Here is a 20,497-nt window from a genome sequence, read left to right as displayed (position 1 = left end):
TCGGTGCTGATCTCTTTCTGAGCGCAGGCGGGCCGTCGCGCCCGCACACCCCATGACCCCATCGCGGAGGTAGGTCTGGCGATGAACATCGTCGTTCTGGTCAAGCAGGTCCCCGACTCCGGCAGCGAGCGCAAGCTGGACGCGTCGGACAACACCGTCGCCCGCGCGTCCGCGGACAACGTCCTCAACGAGATCGACGAGTACGCCATCGAAGAGGCGCTCACGATCAAGGAGGCGCAGGGCGGTGAGGTCACCGTCCTGACCGTCGGTCCCGACGGCGCCACCGACGCGATCCGCAAGGCGCTGTCCATGGGCGCCGACAAGGCGGTGCACGTCTCCGACGAGGCGATGCACGGCTCGGACGCCGTCCAGACCAGCGCGGTGCTCGCCGCCGCGCTGCAGCAGCTCGAGTACGACCTCGTCCTGTGCGGCGCCGAGGCGACCGACTCGCAGATGAGCGTCATGCCGGCGCTGCTCGCCGAGCGCCTGGGCCTGCCGCAGCTGTCCGGGGCGCGCAAGCTCACCGTCGACGGCGGCGTCGCCCGCATCGAGCGGCAGACCGACGGCGGCTACTGGGCCGTCGAGGCGCCGCTGCCCGCCATCGTGTCCACCTGGGACACCATCAACGAGCCGCGCTACCCCTCGTTCAAGGGGATCATGGCCGCCAAGAAGAAGCCGGTCGAGACCAAGTCGCTGGCCGACCTCGGCATCGACGCCTCCACCGTGGGCCTGGCCAACGCCACCACGCAGGTGCTCGACTTCGCCGGCCGCCCGCCGAAGGGCGAGGGCGTCAAGGTCAACGACGAGGGCGACGGCGCGCAGAAGTTCGTCGACTTCCTCGCCAGCCAGAAGATCGTCTGAGCCCGGCCCGGATCGAAGGAAGAGGAGAAACCACTCATGGCAGAGGTCCTGGTCCTGGCCGAGCTGAACCCGGCCGGCGGCGGTGTCCGCAAGACCACCCTGGAAGCCCTCACCGCGGCGCGTGCGCTGGGTGAGCCGTCGGCCGTCGTCATCGCCGCCCCCGGCACCGCCGCGGGCGTCCGCGACCAGCTCGCCGAGTACGGCGCGGCCACCGTCTACGTCGCCGAGGCCCCCGAGGTCGACGAGTTCCTCGTCGCCCCCAAGGCCGAGGTGCTGGCCCAGCTGGTGCAGGAGAAGTCCCCGGCCGCCGTCGTCGTCCCGTCCTCCCCGGAGGGCAAGGAGATCGCCGCCCGCGTCGCCATCAAGGTGGGCAGCGGCTTCCTGACCGACGTCACCGAGATCGCCGCCGACGGCACCGCGACCCAGGTCGCGTTCGCCGGCCAGGTGATCGTGCACTCCAAGGTCACCGCCGGCACCCCGATCTACACGCTGCGCGGCAACTCGGTCGCCCCCGAGCCGGCTCCGGCCGCGGGCACCGAGCAGACCGTGGCCGTGTCCATCTCGGACGCCGCCAAGGGCGCCAAGGTGACCGACCGGGTCGTCGAGCAGAAGAGCAGCCGCCCCGAGCTCACCGAGGCCTCGATCGTGGTCTCCGGCGGTCGCGGTGTGGCCAGCGCCGAGAACTTCTCGATCATCGAGGCGCTCGCCGACTCGCTCGGTGCCGCCGTCGGCGCCTCGCGCGCCGCGGTCGACTCCGGCTTCTACCCGCACAGCTTCCAGGTGGGTCAGACCGGCAAGACCGTGTCGCCGCAGCTCTACGTCGCCGTCGGCATCTCCGGTGCCATCCAGCACCGCGCCGGCATGCAGACCTCGAAGACCATCGTCGCCATCAACAAGGACCCCGAGGCGCCGATCTTCGAGCTCGCCGACTTCGGTGTCATCGGCGACCTCAACACGGTGGTCCCGCAGGCCACCGAGCTGGTCAACGCCCGCAAGTAGCGGTCAGCGCCACCACGCAGCCGAGCGCCGTCCCCTCCGGGGGCGGCGCTCGACGCGTGTCCGGGAAGTGTCGGGACGACGGAGGGGTTGGGCCAGGACGTGGGTGACGGGACGACGACGGTGTTCGGCCGCGCTCACCGGCTGACCACCGCCGGCCTGCTCATGCTGGTCACGTTCGTGGCGTTCGAGTCGATGGCGGTGGCGACGGCCATGCCCACCGCGGTCGCCGAGCTCGACGGGCTGGCCTGGTACGGCTGGCCGTTCAGCGCCTACCTGGTCGCCTCCGTCGTCGGGATGGTCGCCGGCGGCGACGTCGGCGACCGCCGCGGCTCCCGGGTGGCGCTGCTGGTGGGCGTCGCGCTCTTCGCCGCGGGCCTCCTCCTCGGCGGGCTGGCCGGGTCGATGGCCTGGTTCGTCGCGGCCCGGGCGGTGCAGGGCGTCGGCGCCGGGATCATCAGCGTCGCCCTGTACGTCGTCGCCGGGCAGGCCTACGAGCCGGCGCTGCGGCCGAAGCTGTTCGCCGCCTTCTCCGCCGCCTGGGTGCTGCCGGCGCTGGTCGGGCCGCTGCTGGCCGGGCTGATCACCACCCACGCCGGGTGGCGCTGGGTGTTCCTCGGGCTGCTGCCGCTGATCGCCGTCGGCCTCGGGCTGATCCTGCCGGCGCTGCGCCGCTTCGGCGCCCCCACGGCTGCGCCGGAGGGCGCGCGGCACCGGCACTGGTGGGCGCTGCTGGCCGGGCTCGGGATCGCCGCGCTGCAGTACGCCGGGCAGCGGCTGGACCTGCTCGCCGTCGCCGTCGCGGCGGGCGGGCTGGCCGCCCTGGTCGCCGGGCTGCGGCCGCTGGTGCCGGCCGGCACGGTGCGGCTGCGCCCGGGGCTGCCCGCCGTCGTGGGCGGCCGCGGGCTGCTGGCCGGCGCCTTCTTCGGCATGGACGTGCTGCTCCCGCTGACCCTCACCGAGCTGCACGGGTACACACCGACCGCGGCCGGGGTGCCGCTCACCGCCGGCGCCCTCGGGTGGGCGCTGGCCTCGCAGCTGCAGAGCCGGCGGCCGGACGTGCCGCGGGTGCGCATCCTGCGCGCCGGCTTCGCCCTGCTCGCCGTCGGCCTGGCCACCAGCGCGCTGGTCACCGTCCCGGCGCTGCACGGCTGGCCGGTCTACCTCACCTGGGCGGTCGCCGGGCTCGGGATGGGCCTGGGCATGCCCAGCCTCAGCGTGCTGCTGCTCGACCAGTCGCCCGAGGAGCGCCGGGGCGCGGACTCCGCGGCGTTCCAGATCGCCGACGTCACCGCCTCGGCCCTGGCCATCGGTACCACCGGCGTCCTGGTCGCGGCGGGCGTGGCCGGGGTGCTCTCCTTCGAGGCCGCGGTGCTCACCGCCGTCGCCGTCCTCACCCTGCTGGCCGCCCTGGGCGCGGCGGCCGCGCCCCGGGCCGGCTCCCGTCCCGCGCCGGAGGCCCGGGATACCGCGACTACCCTGGCGGCGACATGACGTACCTGGACCACGCGGCGACGACCCCTGTGCTGCCCGAGGTGCTGGCCGCGATGAGCGAGCAGCTGGGCCGCGTCGGCAACGCGTCCTCGCTGCACGCCAGCGGCCGGGCCGCGCGCCGGGTGGCCGAGCAGTCCCGCGAGCGGCTGGCCGAGGCGCTGGGCGCCCGCCCGTCGGAGGTGCTGTTCACCGGCGGCGGCACGGAGAGCGACAACCTCGCCGTCAAGGGGCTGTTCTGGGCCCGCCGGGCCGCGGACGCCCAGCGGCGCCGGCTGGTGGTCAGCCCGGCCGAGCACCACGCCGTCCTGGACAGCGTCGAGTGGCTGGTCAAGCACGACGGCGCCGAGGTCACCTGGCTGCCGGTCGACCCGGCCGGCCGGGTGCACCCCGAGGCCCTCGCCGACGCGCTGGGCGACGGGCGCGACGTCGCCGTCGCCAGCGCCATGTGGGCCAACAACGAGATCGGCACGGTGAGCGACGTCGCGGCGCTGGCCGCGGTCGCGCACGCAGTCGACGTCCCGCTGCACACCGACGCCGTCCAGGCGGTCGGGCAGGTGCCGGTCGACTTCGCGGCGAGCGGGGTCGACGCGCTCACCATGGCCGGCCACAAGCTCGGTGGTCCGATGGGCGCCGGCGTGCTGCTGCTGCGCCGCGAGGCCGAGTGCACCCCGCTGCTGCACGGCGGGGGCCAGGAGCGCGACGTCCGCTCCGGCACCCTCGACGTCGCGGCGATCGTCGGCCTGGCGACCGCCGCGGTCAGCGCCGTCGCGTCCCGCGATGACCGCGCGGCCCGGCTGGCCGCGCTGCGCGACCGGCTCGTGGCCGGGATCGTCGCCCAGGTGCCGGACGCCCAGCTGAACGGCGCGCCGCTGGACGACGTCGTCGCCGGCGGGCCCGGGCGGCTGCCCGGCAACGCGCACCTGTCCTTCCCCGGTGCGGAGGGCGACGCCCTGCTCATGCTGCTCGACGCCAAGGGCATCGAGTGCTCGACCGGATCGGCCTGCAGCGCCGGGGTGGCCCGGCCCAGCCACGTGCTGCTCGCCGTGGGTGCCGACGCCGACCGCGCGCGCAGCTCGCTGCGGTTCAGCCTCGGGCACACGTCGACCGACGCCGACGTCGACGCCGTCCTCGAGGTGATCGCGCCGGTGGTGGAGCGCGCGCGCAACGCCGGGATGGGCCGGCGGTGAGGGTCCTCGCCGCGATGAGCGGGGGAGTGGACTCCGCCGTCGCCGCCGCACTGGCGGTCGACGCCGGCCACGACGTCACCGGTGTGCACCTGGCGCTGTCGCAGGACCGGCAGACGCTGCGTAGCGGTGCCCGCGGGTGCTGCAGCGTCGAGGACTCGCACGACGCGCGCCGGGTCGCCGACGAGCTGGGCATCCCGTTCTACGTCTGGGACATGGCCGACCGGTTCACCGAGGACGTCGTCGACGACTTCGTGGCCGAGTACGCCGCGGGGCGCACCCCGAACCCGTGCCTGCGCTGCAACGAGAAGATCAAGTTCTCCGCGGTGCTCGACCGCGCCCGCGCGCTGGGCTTCGACGCCGTCGTCACCGGCCACCACGCGCGGCTGGCAGACGGGCAGCTGCGCCGTTCGGTCGACGCCGCCAAGGACCAGTCCTACGTGCTGGGCGTGCTCACGCCTGCGCAGCTGGCGGCCGCGGCGTTCCCGCTGGGCGGGATGACCAAGGACCGGGTCCGCGAGATCGCCGCCGAGCGCGGCTTCGCGGTGGCGGCCAAGCCCGACTCGCACGACATCTGCTTCATCCCGGACGGCGACACCCGTGGCTTCCTCTCGCGGAAGCTGGGCAGCCGCCCGGGGCCGGTGGTGGACGCCGCCACCGGGACGACGGTCGGCGAGCACGACGGCACCTACGGCTTCACCGTGGGCCAGCGCCGCGGGCTGGGCGTGAGCGCCGGTGACTCGCGGCCGCGCTACGTGCTGGGCATCGAGCCGGTGTCGCGCACGGTGACCATCGGGACCGCCGACCAGGCGTCGGTCGACGAGGTGCGCACCGGCGTCCCGACGTGGACCGGGACGGCGCCGTCGCTGCCGTTCCGCTGCGAGGTGCAGCTGCGCGCGCACGGCACCCCGGTGGCGTGCGAGGTGTCCGCGGACGACGGCGGCGGTCTGGTCATCGAGCTCGCCCAGCCGCAGCGCGGGGTGGCGCCGGGGCAGTCGGCGGTGCTGTACGAGCCGGACCCGGTGCGGGGTGACCTCGTCCTGGGGCAGGCCGCCGTGGCGGGCGCCCGGTGACGTCGGCGTTCGGCGCCGCGACGGGCGTCGGGTCCCTCCCCGGCACCGACCCCGCCGAGGCGGTGCGCCTCGTCCTCGGGGAGCTGCCCGACCTGCCGCACCTGCCCGAGCTGCCGGGCCGCGGCGCCGGCGCCGACATGATCGGCCGCAGCGCCGCGCTGCTCGTCGACCTCGCCGTCGACCTGACCCCGGCGGGCTGGCGGCTGGTGCCGCGCTCGGGGGTCGACCAGCGCCGCGCGGCGGAGTTCCTCGCCCGCGACCTCGACGCGCTGCACGACCTGGCCGAGGGGTACGCCGGGCCGTTCAAGGTGCAGGCCGCCGGGCCCTTCACCCTCGCCGCCTCGCTCGAGCGCATTCGCGGCGAGCGCGCCGTCGTCGACGCCGGCGCCCGGCGGGACCTGGCGCAGTCCCTGGCCGAGGGGGTCGCCGCGCACGTCGCCGCGGTCGGCGCGCGGCTGCCGGGCGCGCGGGTGGTCGTCCAGCTGGACGAGCCGAGCGTCCCCGCCGTGCTGGAGGGCGGGCTGCCGACGGCCAGCGGGTTCGGGCGGCTGCCCGCCGTCCCCGCCGAGCAGGTCGAGCAGGAGCTGCGCGCCGTCGTCGAGGTCCTGCCGGTGCCGGTGGTGGTGCACTGCTGCGCGCGCCGGATGCCGCTCGGGCTGTTCCGCGCCGCCGGCGCCGCCGGGCTGTCCTTCGACCTCGGGCTGGTGCAGGACCTGGACGCCGTCGGCGAGGCCGTGGACGCCGGGGTGCACCTGCTGACCGGCGTCGTCCCCGGCACTGACACCACCCTGCCGACGGCGAAGGCGACGGCCTCCCGGGTGCAGGCGTGGTGGCGGGAGCTCGGCTTCCCCGTCGAGCAGCTGCTCTCCGCGGTCACGCTCACGCCCGCCTGCGGTCTGGCCGGAGCGAGCCCGTCCTACGCCCGCGCCGCCATGACCCACGTGCGCGAAGCGGCGAAGTACCTGCAGCCCGAGTGACCGCCCTGACCGGGTGACCACCGGTTCGCCGTCGCACCCTCCGGATACCGTTCCGGGCGTGAGCACCGAGGCCGAACTCGACGCACCCGTGGTCGCCGCCACCACCGACCGCGAGGACCTCACGGAGGTCCCCGACGAGGCGCGCACGCGGCACCGCGACCTCTCCGAGGAGCTGGACCGCTACGCGTTCGCGTACTACGTGCGCGACGAGCCGCTTGTGAGCGACGGCCAGTACGACGCGCTGATGGCCGAGCTCAAGGCGATCGAGGCGGCCCACCCGGCGCTGGTCACCCCCGAGTCGCCGAGCCAGAAGGTCAACGGCGGGTTCGCGGCCACCTTCGCGCCCGTCGAGCACCTCGAGCGCATGCAGAGCCTCGACAACGCGTTCAGCAGCGACGAGCTGTCCGCCTGGGCGGCGCGCGTCGAGCGCGACGCCGGCAGCGGGGTCAGCTGGCTGTGCGAGCTGAAGATCGACGGCCTGGCCGTGGCGCTGCTGTACGAGCGCGGCCGGCTGGTGCGGGCCGCGACCCGGGGTGACGGCGTCACCGGTGAGGACGTGACGGCGAACGTGCGCACCATGCAGGACATCCCGCAGCAGCTGACCGGTGACGACCTGCCGGAGCGGCTCGAGGTGCGCGGGGAGATCTACTTCCCGGTCGCCGCGTTCGCCGACCTGAACGCCGCGATGGTCGAGCAGGGCAAGGCCCCGTTCGCCAACCCGCGCAACGCCGCGGCCGGGTCGCTGCGGCAGAAGGACCCGCGGGTCACCGCCTCCCGGCCGCTGCGGCTGATCGTGCACGGCCTGGGCTCCCACGACGGCTGGCAGCCGGAGCGGCAGTCGGAGGCCTACGGGCGGCTGCGCGAGCTCGGGCTGCCCACCAGCGAGCGCTACGAGGTGGTCGACGACCTCGAGGGCGTGTGGGCCTACATCGAGCGGTACCGCGAGCAGCGGCACTCCGTCGAGCACGAGATCGACGGCGTCGTGGTCAAGGTGGACCAGGTGGCGCTGCAGCGCCGGCTGGGCTCGACGTCGCGGGCGCCGCGGTGGGCGATCGCGTTCAAGTACCCGCCGGAGGAGGCGACGACGAAGCTGCTCGACATCCGGGTCAACGTCGGTCGCACCGGTCGGGTCACGCCGTTCGCCTACATGGAGCCGGTGAAGGTGGCCGGCTCGACCGTGCAGCTGGCCACGCTGCACAACGCCAGCGAGGTGAAGCGCAAGGGCGTGCTGATCGGCGACACCGTCGTCATCCGCAAGGCCGGCGACGTCATCCCCGAGGTGCTGGGCCCGGTGACGGCGAACCGGGACGGCTCCGAGTGTGAGTTCGTCATGCCGACGCACTGCCCCGAGTGCGGCACCGAGCTGCGCCCGGAGAAGGAGGGCGACGCCGACATCCGCTGCCCCAACGCCCGGTCCTGCCCCGCGCAGCTGCGGGAGCGCGTCTTCCACGTCGCCGGCCGCGGTGCCTTCGACATCGAGGTGCTCGGGTACGAGGCGGCGATCGCGCTGCTGCAGAGCGGGCTGCTCCAGGACGAGGGCGACATCTTCTTCCTTGACGAGGAGAAGCTGCAGCGCAGCGACTTCTTCACCAAGAAGAACGGCCAGCTATCGGCCAACGGCGCGAAGCTGCTGGCGAACCTGGACAGCCGCAAGGACGTCCCGCTCTGGCGGGTGCTCGTCGCGCTGTCCATCCGGCACGTCGGGCCGACCGCCGCCCAGGCGCTGGCCCGCGACTTCCGCTCCCTCGACCGGATCGCCGAGGCGAGCGAGGAGGAGCTGGCCGCGGCCGACGGCGTCGGGCCCACGATCGCGAGGTCGATCCGCGACTGGTTCGCCGTCGACTGGCACCGGGGCGTCGTCGAGCGGTGGCGGCAGGCCGGTGTGCGCATGGCCGACGAGGGGGAGGACGCCGGACCCGGTCCGCTGACCGGCGTGACCGTCGTGGTGACCGGATCGCTGCGGGACTACAGCCGGGACCAGGCGACGGCGGCGATCCAGGAGCGCGGCGGCAAGGTCACCGGCTCGGTGTCGAAGAAGACCGGGTTCGTGGTCGTCGGCGCCGATCCCGGCAGCAAGTACGACAAGGCCGTGCAGGTCAAGGCGCCGATCCTGGACGACGACGGCTTCCGGGTGCTGCTCGAGCAGGGGCCGGACGCCGCCCGCGAGGTCGCCACGATCGGCGAGGGCAGCGAGTAGCCCCCATCGGTCAGTAGGGCGGCGGTGTCGTCGTGGCGGTCAGGCCGCTGGGTGTGGTGACGGTGAGGGTGCCGTCGGGCCGGAGGTCGTAGGTCCAGCCGGGGGCCTGGTGCTTGCCGCGGTGGTGGCCGGTGCAGAAGCCGGTGAGGTTGTGCGCGGCGGTGGGGCCGTCGGGATACGGCCGGTCGTGGTCGAGTTCGCCGCGGGCGACGAGGCGGCGGCAGCCTGGCTGGCGGCAGCGCCGGTCGCGGGCGCGCACGTAGCGGTCGAGGCGGGTGGCGGGCCGGTAGCCGTCGGTGGGTGGTGGTGGGCCGAGACCGGTGCCGTGCTGGGCGGCCCGGCGCAGCTCGGGGGCGTCGGTCAGGGCGAGCAGCGCGCCGGTGAGCTCGTCGACGAGCGCGATGCGGGGCCGGTCGGCCAACCCGCCGCCGGCGGTGGCCTCCAGCAGGTCGGCGAGGGCGGCCCGCGACGCGTCGGTGGCTGCGGCCAGGGCGTCGAGGGCGTTGCCGGCTGCGCTGATCCGGCCGGCAGGGCTGAGCTGCCAGGCGTGCTCGTCGAGCGCGTCCGCGCGCTCGGCGTCGGCCACTGCCCGGCGGGCACGGCCCAGCGCGGAGTCGAGGTCGAGCAGCGCAGCGCCGGCGGCGTCCACGGCCGTGTCGGCGGTCGCCCACCCACCGGTACCGGTCGCGGCAGGGGTGGCGGTGTCGTCGTCGGGCTGCTGGGCCCGTGCCGGCTCGTCGAGGCCATCGTCGGGTGGGTACCAGGCGGCTTCACGTGCCCAGATCTGCTCCATCACCTCCGGCGGTGGCTCGTCCTCGCCGCCCCACTCGCCGCGCAGCGCCCGTGCTTCGACATCGGCCCACCAGCGCTCGTCGGCCGCGGTCCACCGCTCGGCGTCGATGTCGGCGCGCTCGGCGGCCGGCGCGCCGTCGGCAGCGGGGAGCAGGCCGAGGGCCCGGGCCAGGGCGCGGACCATCTCCGCGGGCACGGCCTGCCCGCCGATCTCTCCCGGCTGGTTCCCGCCCAGCAGCGCCGGCACCCCGGCGACCACGGTCAGCTGCGCCCGCACCGGGCCGTGGTCGTGCTCGCCCGGGCGCAGCACGAGGTCCAGCAGCACGTCGGTCATCTTCTGGCCGCGGGTCCGGCGGTCCCCGGGCTCGTCGAGGGCGTCGGCGTAGCGGCCCAGGGCGTCCATCAGCGCCGCCGCCTCCGGTGTGGTGAGCAGGGCGGTGACCACCGACATGCCCTCGCGGTGGTCGGGACGGGCGGAGATGCCGCGCTCGCGCAGCGCCTTCACCAGCCGCCGGGCGGCGGCCTCCGCGTCGTGGGCCAGCACCAGCCGGCGCAGCTTCGCCCCGAGCTGTGGCGGGGTGGTCACCGACCGGCCGGCTACCCAGTCCAGAGCCTCCCGCTCCACCCACCCCCGCACGGTCGCGTCGGCGATCGGGGCGACGTGGTCGAGCAGCGGCCGCAGGTGCCCGACGTGCAGCCGCCCGGCCTCCAGCGCGGCCAGCACGCCCGGCAGCCGGTGGACCAGGGCCAGCGAGCGCTCCAGCAGGTCCTCGGCCGCCGGCTGGCTGATCGACAGCGCGATGACCAGCTCCGGCGCGGCCCACTCGCTCACGTCCGCCAGCACCTCGTCCCGCGCCGCGCGGCGCCCCGCGCTCATCGCCCCCGGCTCACCCGGCTGCCGGTCGGCCGATGCCGGCCGCGACGCGGCGAACTCCGCCACCGCGCGAGCACGCACCGCCGTCTGCCGGGCGATCTCCCGGTCCGCGGCCTGCATCGCACCCAGCGCACCCACCGCCCACCCCACCGCGGGGGCGGGCGGAGCGGGAGCCGCTGTCATGTGATCGATCGTATGTTCGACCACTGACAGTTCTCGGGCGGCGCACGCAGGTCTGCGGCGAAGCGCGGCGTCAAGGAGCCGGGCCTCCGACGGGCGGCCCGGGATGGCGGACCGGGAGTCGGCCGACTGCTCCTGGGTCAGGCCGGTGGCAGGTACGTCACGGTCGCGGCGATGCCGGTCAGGTGCACCAGCCGCAGCAGCTCCGAGCGGCGGAACGCCGGCCCGCCGGAGCGGCCCAGCACCACGGCGCAGCCGTCCCCGCCGTACGGCGTCGCCATCATCTCGATCATCATCTCGCGCCACCGCTCGGGCACCCAGTCGTCCTCGCTCGGCAGGAGCCGGGGCGTGGTCAGCGGCATCCAGGGCAGCTCGACGTCGTCGAACGCGGGGGCCGCGTCGGAGGCCGCGATGACCTGCCAGCCGACGGTCGGCCCGCAGTCGAGGACCACCGCCCACCCGGCGTGGAAGACCCGCGGCAGCTCGGCGGCGAGGAGCTTCTCCGCCGTCCCCGCACCCGCGCGGGACAGCGACTCCAGCAGCTCCAGCTCGCGGTGGGTGTCCAGCGGGCCGGCGAACGGCCGCAGCGACTCCACCTGCACGCCGGGGATGCCCTGGGCCACGGTGATCAGGCTGTCGGGCAGCCGGTCCGGGGGCAGGTCGACCACGACGTCGTCCACGGCGACGCCGTTGCCGCGCTCGAGCACGTCGAGGGACACGATGTCGATGCCCGCGGTGCCGAGCGCGGTCGCGACGGCACCCAGGATGCCGGGCCGGTCGGGCACGACCAGGCGCAGGAGATAGGACACGGTTCCTCCGGACTCGTCCTCGCGTGAGCGCCGATCCGCGTCGATCGTGGGCACGGGCAGCTTCTCACGCTGACGGGGCGCCGGGACCCCCCACGTACAGTGGCAAGGTCAGGCCCCGGTCCAGGGAAGGGCCGCCGGCGAGACCGTCGCGCACCGCTGAAGTGGAGTTCCGCCCCGAATGAGCACGCCGTCCCCGAAGGGTCAGCTGTCCCGAGACGAGGTGGCCCACCTGGCGCACCTGGCCCGGCTGGCGGTGACCGACGAGGAGCTCGACCTCTTCGCCGGGCAGCTGGCCGCCGTGCTGGACGCGGTCGCGCAGGTCGGCAAGGCCGACGTCGCCGACGTCCCGCCGACCACGCACGCGGTGCCCATGACCAACGTCATGCGGCCGGACGTCGCCCGTCCGAGCCTGCCGCGCGAGGTGGTCCTGGCCGGTGCGCCGGCCGCCGAGGACGACCGCTTCCGCGTGCCGCGCATCCTGGGGGAGGAGGCGTGAGCACCCCCGTGAGCGCGCCCCTGACCAGCACCGACGCCGCCGAGCTCGGTCGGCTGCTCGCCGCCGGCGAGGTCAGCTCCGCCGAGGTGACCCAGGCCTACCTGGACCGGATCCAGGCCACCGACGGCGACCTGGGCGCCTACCTCCACGTCGACGCCGACGCCGCGCTCGCCGCGGCCGGCGAGATCGACGCCGCCCGCGCCAAGGGCGAGGAGCTCGGCCCGCTGGCCGGCATCCCGCTCGCGCTCAAGGACGTCGTCGTCACCGAGGGCGTGCCCACCACCAGCGGCTCGAAGATCCTCGAGGGCTGGCGACCGCCGTACGACGCCACCGTCGCGGCGCGGCTCAAGGCCGCCGGCACCGTGCTGCTCGGCAAGACCAACATGGACGAGTTCGCGATGGGCTCCTCCACCGAGAACTCCGCCTACAAGGTCACCCGCAACCCGTGGGACCACGACCGCATCCCCGGCGGCTCCTCCGGCGGCTCGTCGGCCGCGGTCGCGGGCAGCCTGGCGCCCTGGGCCATCGGCACCGACACCGGCGGCTCGATCCGCCAGCCGGCCGCCGTCACCGGCCTGGTCGGGCACAAGCCCACCTACGGCTCGGTGTCCCGCTTCGGCCTCATCGCGTTCTCGTCGAGCCTCGACCAGGCCGGGCCGATGACGCGGACCGTCCTCGACGCCGCGCTGCTGCACGAGGCCATCGGCGGGCACGACCCGCTCGACTCCACCAGCATCGACGCGCCGGTGGGCGTCCTCGCCGAGGCGGCCCGCCGCGGCGCCGAGGGCGACCTCACGGGGCTGCGCGTCGGCGTCGTCACCGAGCTGGGCGGCGACGGGCACACCGACGGCTACGAGCCCGGGGTGCTCGCCCGCTTCGCCGAGGCGGTCGCGCTGCTCGAGGGCATGGGTGCCGAGGTCCGGCAGGTCTCCTGCCCGGCCTTCGACCTCGCCCTGCCGGCCTACTACCTGATCGCGCCGAGCGAGGCGTCGTCCAACCTGGCCCGCTTCGACGGCGTCCGGTACGGGCTGCGCGTCGGCGACGACGGCAGCCGCGACCTCGACGAGGTCATGGCGCTCACCCGCGAGCAGGGCTTCGGCCCCGAGGTGAAGCGCCGGATCATCCTCGGCACCTACGCGCTGTCCAGCGGCTACTACGAGGCCTACTACGGGCAGGCGCAGAAGGTCCGCACGCTGATCACCCGCGACTTCACCTCCGCCTGGGACGACGTCGACGTGCTGGTCAGCCCGACCAGCCCGACCGTCGCCTGGCCGGTGGGCGCGCGAGTGGACGACCCGATCGCCATGTACGCCGCCGACCTGTGCACGCTGCCGGCGAGCCTCGCCGGCCTCCCGGCGATCTCCGTGCCGTGCGGGCTCTCCGACGGCCTGCCCGTCGGCTTCCAGGTGATGGCACCGGCCCTGGCCGACGACCGCTGCTACACGGTCGCCGCCGCGCTGGAGGCCGCCCAGGACTCCGCCCGCGGGCACCGGTTCCTCGACGGGCTCGCCACCCCCGCGGGGGGCGCCGCGTGAACGGGGCGCTCAAGGCCGCCTGGGGCCTCACCGCGTTCGTCATCGTCGCGGGGGTCGTCGGCTGGATCGCCACCGGCCGCCCCGTCTTCGCCGTCTTTCTCGTCCTCGGCGTGCTGACCGCGGTCGGCGCCGTGCTGACCGGTCGCGCCGAGCGCACCGCCTCGAAGGAGGACCCCACCCCGTGAGCACCGACACCCTGGTCGACTTCGACGAGGTGCTGACCCGCTACGAGCCGGTCATCGGGCTGGAGACCCACGTCGAGCTGGGCACCGCCTCGAAGATGTTCTGCGGCTGCTCCACCACCTTCGGGGCCGAGCCGAACACCCAGACCTGCCCCGTCTGCCTGGGCCTGCCCGGCGCGCTGCCGGTGGTCAACGAGGCGGCCATCGAGTCGACCATCCGCATCGGCCTGGCCCTCGGCTGCCGCATCGCGAGCTGGTCCCGCTTCGCCCGGAAGAACTACTTCTACCCGGACATCCCCAAGGGCTTCCAGACCAGCCAGTACGACGAGCCGCTGTGCACCGCCGGCCACCTGGACGTCGAGGTGGACGGCGAGACCTACCGCGTCGAGATCGAGCGGGTGCACATCGAGGAGGACACCGGCAAGAACCTGCACGTCGGTGGCGCCACCGGCCGGATCCACGGTGCCGACCACTCGCTGGTCGACTACAACCGCGCCGGCATCCCGCTCGTGGAGATCGTGACCCGGCCGATCCCGGGCACCGGCGCCAAGGCCCCCGAGGTGGCCAAGGCCTACGTCACCGAGCTGCGCGAGATCCTGCTCGCCCTGGGCGTCTCCGAGGTCCGCATGGAGCAGGGCAACCTGCGCTCGGACGTCAACACCTCGCTGGCCCCGATCGGCAGCCTCGAGTGGGGCACCCGCACCGAGACCAAGAACGTGAACTCGCTGCGCTCGGTCGAGCGCTCGGTGCGCTTCGAGATGCGCCGCCAGGCCGCCGTCCTGGACGCCGGCCGGCGCGTGGTGCAGGAGACCCGGCACTTCCACGAGGACTCCGGCAGCACCTCGGAGGGGCGCAGCAAGGAGGAGGCGACCGACTACCGGTACTTCCCGGAGCCCGACCTCGTGCCGATCGCCCCCGACGAGGAGTGGATCGAGAAGCTGCGGGCCGCGCTGCCGGAGCTCCCCGCCGCCCGCCGCGTGCGGCTGCAGGAGGAGTGGGGCCTGTCGGCCACCGAGATGGCGTGGATCGCGAACGCCGGTGCCGTCGAGCTGGTCGCCGGGACCGTCGCCGCCGGGGCCACCCCGGCCGACGCCCGCAAGTGGTGGCTGGGCGAGCTGGCCCGCCGCGCCAACGACGCCGGCGTCGAGCTCGCGCAGCTGCCGGTGACCCCGGCGCAGGTCGCGGAGCTGGCCGGGCTGGTCCAGGCCGGCACGGTCAACGACCAGCTCGCCCGCCAGGCGCTGGACGGCGTGCTCGCGGGCGAGGGCGACCCGGCAGCGGTCGTCAAGTCGCGCGGCCTGGCCGTCATGGGCGACTCCGACGAGCTGGTCGCCGCGGTCGAGGCCGCCATCGAGGGCAACCCCGACGTCGCCGACAAGGTGCGCGGCGGGAAGGTGCAGGCCATCGGTGCGCTCGTCGGCGCGGTCATGAAGACCACCCGGGGCAAGGCCGACGCCGCCACCGTGAAGCGCATGCTCGAGGAGCGGCTGGTCAGCTCCTAGAGCGGACTGCCTCCCGCGGCGGACGGCGGCTGGATGCGCAGCACCTTGTCGTCGTCCGCAGCGGGCGTCCCGATCCCGTCGCGGTTGGACGTGGTGATCCACAGCGCGCCCTGCGGGTCGAGGACGACGGTGCGCAGCCGGCCGTACTCGTCGCCCAGGAACTCCTCGGGCTCACCGGTGACGGCGCCGTTCTCGTCCAGCGCGACGGCGTGCACGCGCCGGCCGTCGAGCGCGCCCAGGAAGACGCCGCTGCCGGCCGCGGCGCAGCCGCCGAGCCCGTCCTCGCCGACCGGGATCTCGACGAGCGGGGGGATGCCGCCCGGGCCGTGGTCCCCGCCCTCGGTGAGCCGGTCGAGCTCGTCCGGGCCCTCCCGCGAGGCGTCGGCCGCGTAGGTGCCCTGGTCGCCGGCCGTGCACACCGCGGTGACGTCGCGGTGGCCGCTGCTGAACACCGGACCGCCCGCCCCCACCGCCCGGCCGAACACGTCGACCCGGAGCACCTTGCCGGCCAGCGACGCGGGGTCGGTCGACAGCGCCGGGTTCCCGGTGTCCCCGGTCCCCACGAGCAGGTGGCCCTCGGCGTCGAACACCAGCCCGCCGCCGTTGTGCACCTCGCCGCGGGGGATCCCGGTGAGCACCGGGTTGGGGGTGCCGCCGATCGGGAAGCGCACCACGCGGTTGTCGGTGGCCGTCGAGACGTAGGCGTACAGCAGCCCGTCCTCGGGATAGGTCGGCGAGATCGCCAGCCCGAGCAGCCCGCCGTCACCGGCGGTGTCGACGCCCGGCAGGGTCATCAGCTCGCGGGCGGGGGAGCGGTCGGGGAAGACCTGCAGCAACCGGCCGGTGTCGCGCTCGCCGACCACGGCGCTGCCGTCGGGCAGCAGCGCCAGCCCCGTGGGCACCGACAGGCCGGTGGCGACGACGTTGGGGTCCCCGCCCTCCTCCTCGGCACCGGGCTCGGCCGGTTCGCCGGGGACCGGCGCCTGCGACGACGGCGGCCCCACCTGGGGCGGCTGGCCCTCGGGCAGCGGGCGGAAGGGGCCGGCGGGCTCGTAGCCGTCGTCGCCGCAGCCGGCCAGCAGCAGCCCGGCGGCGGCGACGGCGAGCAGCCGCCGCGTGCGCACCGCCGTCGACCGCCCCACCCCGATCACAGTACGTGCGGTTCCTGGACGTCTGCCTAGAGTCGGGCCGTGCCCCGACTGAGCCTGCACCCCGACCAGCCGCTGCGCGTCCTCGTGCCCTCCCGGGCGCTCGCCGACGCCGTCGAGGCGGTGTCGCCGCGGGTGCGCGCGTTCCGGGTCGACGCCGCGGACGGGCCGCCGTCGGGCGAGGCCGCGCAGGCGCAGGTGTGGGTGCCGCGCAGCGGTGGCGCCGACCTGCCGCCCGGCTTCGTCGAGGCGCTGCCGGAGCTGCGCCTCGTGCAGCTGCTCAGCGCCGGCGCCGAGAAGTTCGCCGGCCGGCTGCCCGAGGGCGTGGTCCTCTGCAACGCCCGCGGCGCGCACACGCCGTCGACCGCCGAGTGGGTCCTCTCGGCCGTGCTCGCCGCCCAGCGCGGGCTGCCCGACTTCGTCCGCGCCCAGGAGCAGGGCCGCTGGGCGCCGGCCACGCACCGGTCGCTGGTCGGCGCCCGGGTGCTGGTCGTCGGCGCCGGCGACATCGGGCGCACCGTGGCCCGGATGATGGCGCCCTTCGACGTCGAGGTCACCTTCGTCGCGCGCACCGCCCGGGAGGGGGTGCACGGCACCGACCAGCTGCCCGACCTGCTGCCGCACGCCGACGTCGTCGTGCTCCTGGTGCCGGTCACGCCGGAGACCACCGGACTGGTCGACGCCCGTTTCCTCGCCGCGATGGCCGACGGCGCCCTCCTGGTGAACGCGGCGCGCGGCGTCGTCGTCGACACCGACGCCCTGCTCGCCGAGCTGGCCGCGGGCCGGCTGCGCGCCGCGCTCGACGTCACCGACCCCGAGCCGCTGCCCGAGGGCCACCCGCTGTGGTCGGCCCCCGGTCTGCTGCTCACCCCGCACGTCGGCGGCGCCGTGCCGCAGACCAACGCCCGCGCCGCGCGGGCGGTCACCGACCAGTTGGCCCGGGTGCTCGCGGGCGAGGAGCTGGCGAACGTCGTCGCCGACTACTGAGCCGGCGGGGCGGGCAGCGCGATCCGCCCGCCGGAGGCCTCGGCCAGCCGCAGCAGGTCGCGCGCCCGGACCACCGGCAGCCGCACCTCGGTGCCGGCGGTGGTGACCAGCCACAGGTCGCCCCGCTCGCCGACGCGGATGCCCGCCAGCTCGCCCCACGGGACCCGGCGCCGGCCGACGGCGCCGAGCGCGGTCACCGCGTCGGCGTCGACGTCCACCCCCACCCGCAGCACCCACACCGCCGCGGCCAGCGGCAGCAGGAACAGCGGCAGCCCCCACGGCGAGGCGGCGGCGGCCGGGGCCACGCACAGGACGAGCAGGGCGACGGCGACCAGCGCGCCGCGACTCAACCGGAACCGGACGGGGGTCTCCACGGGACGCCATCCTCCCACCGGCCGGGCGGTCGACCGCCTCAGGCCGTCATGCGGGCCAGCTTGCCCGCGGCGTCGCTGCCCTCGGCGGCGGTGTAGACGACCAGCTGCAGCCCCGGGGCGTCCGCGGGCGTCAGCTGGTGGTGCTCGAGCAGCAGCGTGCCGACGACGGGGTGCTCGAACCGCCGCTGCGAGGAGCTGAACCGGTCGACGTCGTGGCTGGCCCAGCCGGCGCGGAAGTGCGGGCTGGCCTCCTCCAGCCGGGCCACGAGGTCGGTCACCTCGCGGTCGGCCAGGCGCGGCCCCACCTCGGCGCGGAACTGGGTGAGGAAGCGGCGGCTGTCGGTCGTCCAGTCGCCGAGCAGCGCGCGCACCGCGGGATCGGTGAACACCAACCAGAGCAGGTTCCGGTCGCCGGCGGCCACGTCGGCCACGCCGGGGTAGAGCCGCTCGTAGGCCCGGTTCCAGCCGACGATCGCCCAGCTGCCGGTGATCACGTACGCGGGGGAGGAGCCCAGGGCGTCGACCAGCCGCTGCAGGTGGGCGGGCATGCTCCGGCCTCGCTGCAGGGCCCCGCCGCGAGCCTGCGAGTGGTGGGGGGCAGCGAGGTCCTTCAGGTACTCGTGCTCGGCCGGGGTCATGTGCAGCGTGCGGGCCAGCGCGTCGACCACCTGCCGCGACGGCCGGATGTCCCGGCCCTGCTCCAGCCACGTGTACCAGGTGTGGCTCACGCCGGAGAGCAGCGCGACCTCCTCGCGGCGCAGCCCCGGCGTCCGGCGCGGGCCCCCGGAGGGCAGCCCGGCCGCGGCGGGGTCGACCTGGCGGCGGCGCGAGCGGAGGAACTCGGCCAGCTCACGGCGGGCGGGTGGGGGATCGGCACGGCGGGCGGGTGGGGGATCGGCACGGCGGGCGGGTGGGGGATCGGCACGGCGGGCGGGTGGGGGATCGGCACGGCGGGCGGGTGGGGGATCGGCACGGCGCGCGGACGGCGGCACGTCGGCTCCTGCGGGTCGGTGGTGGTGTCGGTACCAGTATCGACGCCGTCCTTGTCGTCCGAACCAGGCGGCCTACCCTCGGCGGACGTGACGACCGTCGAGGACCCCCGCACCACCACCGCCGACGTCAAGCCGCGCAGCCGCGACGTGACCGACGGGATCGCCAAGGCGCCGGCCCGCGCCATGCTCCGCGCCGTCGGCATGGGCGACGACGACTGGGAGAAGCCGCAGATCGGTGTCGCCTCGTCGTGGAACGAGATCACCCCCTGCAACCTGTCCCTGGACCGGCTGGCCAAGCGGGCCAAGGAGGGCGTGCACGCCGCCGGCGGCTACCCGCTCGAGTTCGGCACGATCTCGGTCTCCGACGGGATCTCGATGGGCCACGAGGGCATGCGCGCCTCGCTGGTGTCGCGGGAGGTCATCGCCGACTCGGTGGAGACCGTCATGTTCGCCGAGCGCCTGGACGGCTCGGTGCTGCTGGCCGGCTGCGACAAGTCGCTGCCCGGCATGCTCATGGCCGCCGCCCGCCTCGACCTGGCCAGCGTCTTCCTCTACTCCGGCTCGACCCTGCCCGGCAAGCTCGGCGACCGCGACGACCTCACGATCATCGACGTCTTCGAGGGCGTCGGCGCGTGCGCCCGCGGCCTGATCACCCGCGAGGACCTCGACGCCATCGAGAAGGCCGCCTGCCCCGGCATGGGCTCCTGCGGCGGCATGTACACCGCGAACACGATGGCCAGCGTCGCCGAGGCGCTGGGCATGGCGCTGCCGGGCAGCGCGGCCCCGCCCGCGCCCGACAGCCGCCGCGACGCGTTCGCCGTCGCCAGCGGCGAGGCCGTGGTCAACCTGCTGCGCAAGGGCATCACCGCCCGCCAGATCATGACCAAGGAGGCGTTCGAGAACGCCATCACCGTGGTCATGGCGCTCGGCGGCTCGACGAACGCCGTGCTGCACCTGCTGGCGATCGCGCACGAGGCGCAGGTCGACCTCACGCTCGAGGACTTCAACCGGATCGGCGACCGCACGCCGCACCTGGCCGACGTGAAGCCCTTCGGCCGCTTCGTCATGACCGACATCGACCGCGTGGGCGGCGTCCCGGTCGTGCTGCGCGCGCTGCTCGACGCCGGCCTGCTGCACGGCGACGCGCTCACCGTCACCGGGAAGACGATGGCCGAGAACCTGGCCGAGATCGCACCGCCGGACCTCGACGGCACGATCGTGCACGCGATGAACGACCCGATCCACAAGACGGGCGGCCTGACCATCCTGCGCGGCTCGCTGGCGCCGGACGGCGCGGTCGTGAAGTCGGCCGGCTTCGACGCCGACGTGTTCGAGGGCACCGCCCGCGTCTTCGACGGCGAGCAGGGCGCGATGGACGCCGTCACCGAGGGCACCCTGAAGCCCGGCGACGTGGTCGTCATCCGCTACGAGGGCCCGCGCGGCGGCCCCGGCATGCGCGAGATGCTGGCCGTCACCGGCGCGATCAAGGGCGCGGGCCTGGGCAAGGACGTCCTGCTGCTCACCGACGGCCGGTTCTCCGGGGGGACGACGGGGCTGTGCATCGGCCACGTGGCACCCGAGGCGGCCGACGGCGGCCCGATCGCCTTCGTCCGCGACGGCGACCGGGTCCGGCTCGACCTGGCCAGCCGCACCCTGGACCTGCTGGTCGACGACGAGGAGCTGGCCCGCCGCCAGGGGGGCTGGTCCGCGCCGGAGCCGCGCTACACCCGTGGCGTCCTCGCCAAGTACGCCAAGCTGGTCGGCTCGGCGGCGCAGGGAGCGATCTGCGGCTGATCACCCGCACGGGTGACGTCGTCCGCACCGCCCTCGACCGGCGCCCCCGG

At 75.3% G+C, this 20,497-nt stretch carries 18 protein-coding genes; 13 read left to right on the top strand and 5 right to left on the bottom strand.

Annotated elements, in window-relative coordinates:
- Nucleotides 1-81 precede the first annotated feature (81 nt).
- The 7 genes from DQ241_RS12530 to ligA all read left to right on the top strand — a co-directional run bounded on the left by DQ241_RS12530 (nucleotide 82) and on the right by ligA (nucleotide 8,782).
- Nucleotides 82-861, top strand: coding sequence for an electron transfer flavoprotein subunit beta/FixA family protein (locus DQ241_RS12530; RefSeq protein WP_113830544.1), 780 nt, complete (start codon nucleotides 82-84; stop codon nucleotides 859-861).
- A gap of 36 nt (nucleotides 862-897) precedes the next feature.
- On the top strand, nucleotides 898-1,860 hold the full coding sequence (locus DQ241_RS12525) for an electron transfer flavoprotein subunit alpha/FixB family protein (protein ID WP_113830543.1): 963 nt from the start codon (nucleotides 898-900) through the stop codon (nucleotides 1,858-1,860).
- A gap of 99 nt (nucleotides 1,861-1,959) precedes the next feature.
- Nucleotides 1,960-3,351 carry an MFS transporter gene (locus DQ241_RS12520; protein WP_233492400.1) on the top strand — a complete coding sequence of 464 codons (1,392 nt, stop codon included), beginning with the start codon at nucleotides 1,960-1,962 and terminating at the stop codon, nucleotides 3,349-3,351.
- A complete protein-coding gene (locus tag DQ241_RS12515) occupies nucleotides 3,348-4,538 on the top strand; it encodes a cysteine desulfurase family protein (RefSeq protein WP_113830542.1) in 1,191 nt (396 codons plus the stop codon). The genes DQ241_RS12520 and DQ241_RS12515 overlap by 4 nt, the downstream gene beginning before the upstream one ends.
- On the top strand, nucleotides 4,535-5,608 hold the full coding sequence (gene mnmA / locus DQ241_RS12510) for a tRNA 2-thiouridine(34) synthase MnmA (protein ID WP_113830541.1): 1,074 nt from the start codon (nucleotides 4,535-4,537) through the stop codon (nucleotides 5,606-5,608). Before DQ241_RS12515 ends, mnmA begins: the two co-directional genes overlap by 4 nt.
- The gene (locus DQ241_RS12505) at nucleotides 5,605-6,585 is read left to right on the top strand and encodes a methionine synthase (RefSeq protein WP_113830540.1); all 981 of its coding nucleotides are present in this window, start codon (nucleotides 5,605-5,607) and stop codon (nucleotides 6,583-6,585) included. Before mnmA ends, DQ241_RS12505 begins: the two co-directional genes overlap by 4 nt.
- 58 nt (nucleotides 6,586-6,643) lie before the next feature.
- Nucleotides 6,644-8,782, top strand: a complete 2,139-nt coding sequence (gene ligA, locus DQ241_RS12500) for an NAD-dependent DNA ligase LigA (RefSeq protein WP_113830539.1) — start codon at nucleotides 6,644-6,646, stop codon at nucleotides 8,780-8,782.
- Nucleotides 8,783-8,792: 10 nt separating this feature from the next.
- On the opposite strand, the gene DQ241_RS12495 is transcribed toward ligA, so the two are convergent.
- Both DQ241_RS12495 and DQ241_RS12490 read right to left on the bottom strand, forming a co-directional pair.
- Nucleotides 8,793-10,631 carry an HNH endonuclease signature motif containing protein gene (locus DQ241_RS12495; protein WP_113830538.1) on the bottom strand — a complete coding sequence of 613 codons (1,839 nt, stop codon included), beginning with the start codon at nucleotides 10,629-10,631 and terminating at the stop codon, nucleotides 8,793-8,795.
- A 137-nt stretch (nucleotides 10,632-10,768) separates the two neighbouring features.
- Nucleotides 10,769-11,437 carry an ACT domain-containing protein gene (locus tag DQ241_RS12490; RefSeq protein ID WP_113830537.1) on the bottom strand — a complete coding sequence of 223 codons (669 nt, stop codon included), beginning with the start codon at nucleotides 11,435-11,437 and terminating at the stop codon, nucleotides 10,769-10,771.
- A 178-nt stretch (nucleotides 11,438-11,615) separates the two neighbouring features.
- On the opposite strand from DQ241_RS12490, the gene gatC reads away from it, so the two are divergent.
- From gatC to gatB, 4 genes are read left to right on the top strand one after another with little or no spacing between them, the layout of a single operon-like run.
- A complete protein-coding gene (gatC, locus tag DQ241_RS12485) occupies nucleotides 11,616-11,933 on the top strand; it encodes an Asp-tRNA(Asn)/Glu-tRNA(Gln) amidotransferase subunit GatC (protein WP_113830536.1) in 318 nt (105 codons plus the stop codon).
- Nucleotides 11,930-13,468 carry an Asp-tRNA(Asn)/Glu-tRNA(Gln) amidotransferase subunit GatA gene (gene gatA / locus DQ241_RS12480; RefSeq protein ID WP_199584480.1) on the top strand — a complete coding sequence of 513 codons (1,539 nt, stop codon included), beginning with the start codon at nucleotides 11,930-11,932 and terminating at the stop codon, nucleotides 13,466-13,468. The genes gatC and gatA overlap by 4 nt, the downstream gene beginning before the upstream one ends.
- A complete protein-coding gene (locus tag DQ241_RS12475; RefSeq protein WP_113830535.1) occupies nucleotides 13,465-13,653 on the top strand; it encodes a hypothetical protein in 189 nt (62 codons plus the stop codon). Before gatA ends, DQ241_RS12475 begins: the two co-directional genes overlap by 4 nt.
- Nucleotides 13,650-15,152 (top strand): Asp-tRNA(Asn)/Glu-tRNA(Gln) amidotransferase subunit GatB, encoded by a 1,503-nt coding sequence (gatB, locus tag DQ241_RS12470; RefSeq protein WP_113830534.1) that lies wholly within the window; start codon nucleotides 13,650-13,652, stop codon nucleotides 15,150-15,152. The genes DQ241_RS12475 and gatB overlap by 4 nt, the downstream gene beginning before the upstream one ends.
- On the opposite strand, the gene DQ241_RS12465 is transcribed toward gatB, so the two are convergent.
- Nucleotides 15,149-16,294, bottom strand: coding sequence for a sorbosone dehydrogenase family protein (locus tag DQ241_RS12465; protein WP_113830778.1), 1,146 nt, complete (start codon nucleotides 16,292-16,294; stop codon nucleotides 15,149-15,151). The genes gatB and DQ241_RS12465 overlap by 4 nt on opposite strands.
- A gap of 48 nt (nucleotides 16,295-16,342) precedes the next feature.
- On the opposite strand from DQ241_RS12465, the gene DQ241_RS12460 reads away from it, so the two are divergent.
- Nucleotides 16,343-17,287 (top strand): 2-hydroxyacid dehydrogenase, encoded by a 945-nt coding sequence (locus DQ241_RS12460; RefSeq protein ID WP_199584477.1) that lies wholly within the window; start codon nucleotides 16,343-16,345, stop codon nucleotides 17,285-17,287.
- Here DQ241_RS12460 and DQ241_RS12455 read toward each other — a convergent pair.
- Together DQ241_RS12455 and DQ241_RS12450 are read right to left on the bottom strand one after the other, a co-directional pair.
- On the bottom strand, nucleotides 17,281-17,661 hold the full coding sequence (locus DQ241_RS12455) for a PH domain-containing protein (protein WP_113830533.1): 381 nt from the start codon (nucleotides 17,659-17,661) through the stop codon (nucleotides 17,281-17,283). The genes DQ241_RS12460 and DQ241_RS12455 overlap by 7 nt on opposite strands.
- A 38-nt stretch (nucleotides 17,662-17,699) precedes the next feature.
- Nucleotides 17,700-18,653 carry a helix-turn-helix transcriptional regulator gene (locus tag DQ241_RS12450; protein WP_233492398.1) on the bottom strand — a complete coding sequence of 318 codons (954 nt, stop codon included), beginning with the start codon at nucleotides 18,651-18,653 and terminating at the stop codon, nucleotides 17,700-17,702.
- Between the two features lie 87 nt (nucleotides 18,654-18,740).
- Between DQ241_RS12450 and ilvD the strand changes: the two genes are divergently transcribed.
- Entirely contained in the window at nucleotides 18,741-20,447 is a 1,707-nt protein-coding gene (ilvD, locus tag DQ241_RS12445) for a dihydroxy-acid dehydratase (RefSeq protein WP_113830532.1), read from the top strand.
- The last annotated feature ends 50 nt before the right edge of the window (nucleotides 20,448-20,497 follow it).

This window comes from Blastococcus sp. TF02A-30 (assembly GCF_003319185.1).
Taxonomy (GTDB): Bacteria; Actinomycetota; Actinomycetes; order Mycobacteriales; family Geodermatophilaceae; genus Blastococcus.
Note: the sequence above shows the minus strand (reverse complement) of the source record. Positions and strands in the feature narration are given on the sequence as shown.

What these genes read in the sequence shown, in the direction of transcription:
- DQ241_RS12515 (WP_113830542.1), top strand. Translation starts at nt 3,348, where the DNA reads ATGACGTACCTGGACCACGCGGCGACGACCCCTGTGCTGCCCGAGGTG.
- gatC (WP_113830536.1), top strand. Translation starts at nt 11,616, where the DNA reads ATGAGCACGCCGTCCCCGAAGGGTCAGCTGTCCCGAGACGAGGTGGCC.
- DQ241_RS12525 (WP_113830543.1), top strand. Translation starts at nt 898, where the DNA reads ATGGCAGAGGTCCTGGTCCTGGCCGAGCTGAACCCGGCCGGCGGCGGT.
- DQ241_RS12530 (WP_113830544.1), top strand. Translation starts at nt 82, where the DNA reads ATGAACATCGTCGTTCTGGTCAAGCAGGTCCCCGACTCCGGCAGCGAG.
- DQ241_RS12495 (WP_113830538.1), bottom strand. Translation starts at nt 10,631, where the DNA reads ATGACAGCGGCTCCCGCTCCGCCCGCCCCCGCGGTGGGGTGGGCGGTG.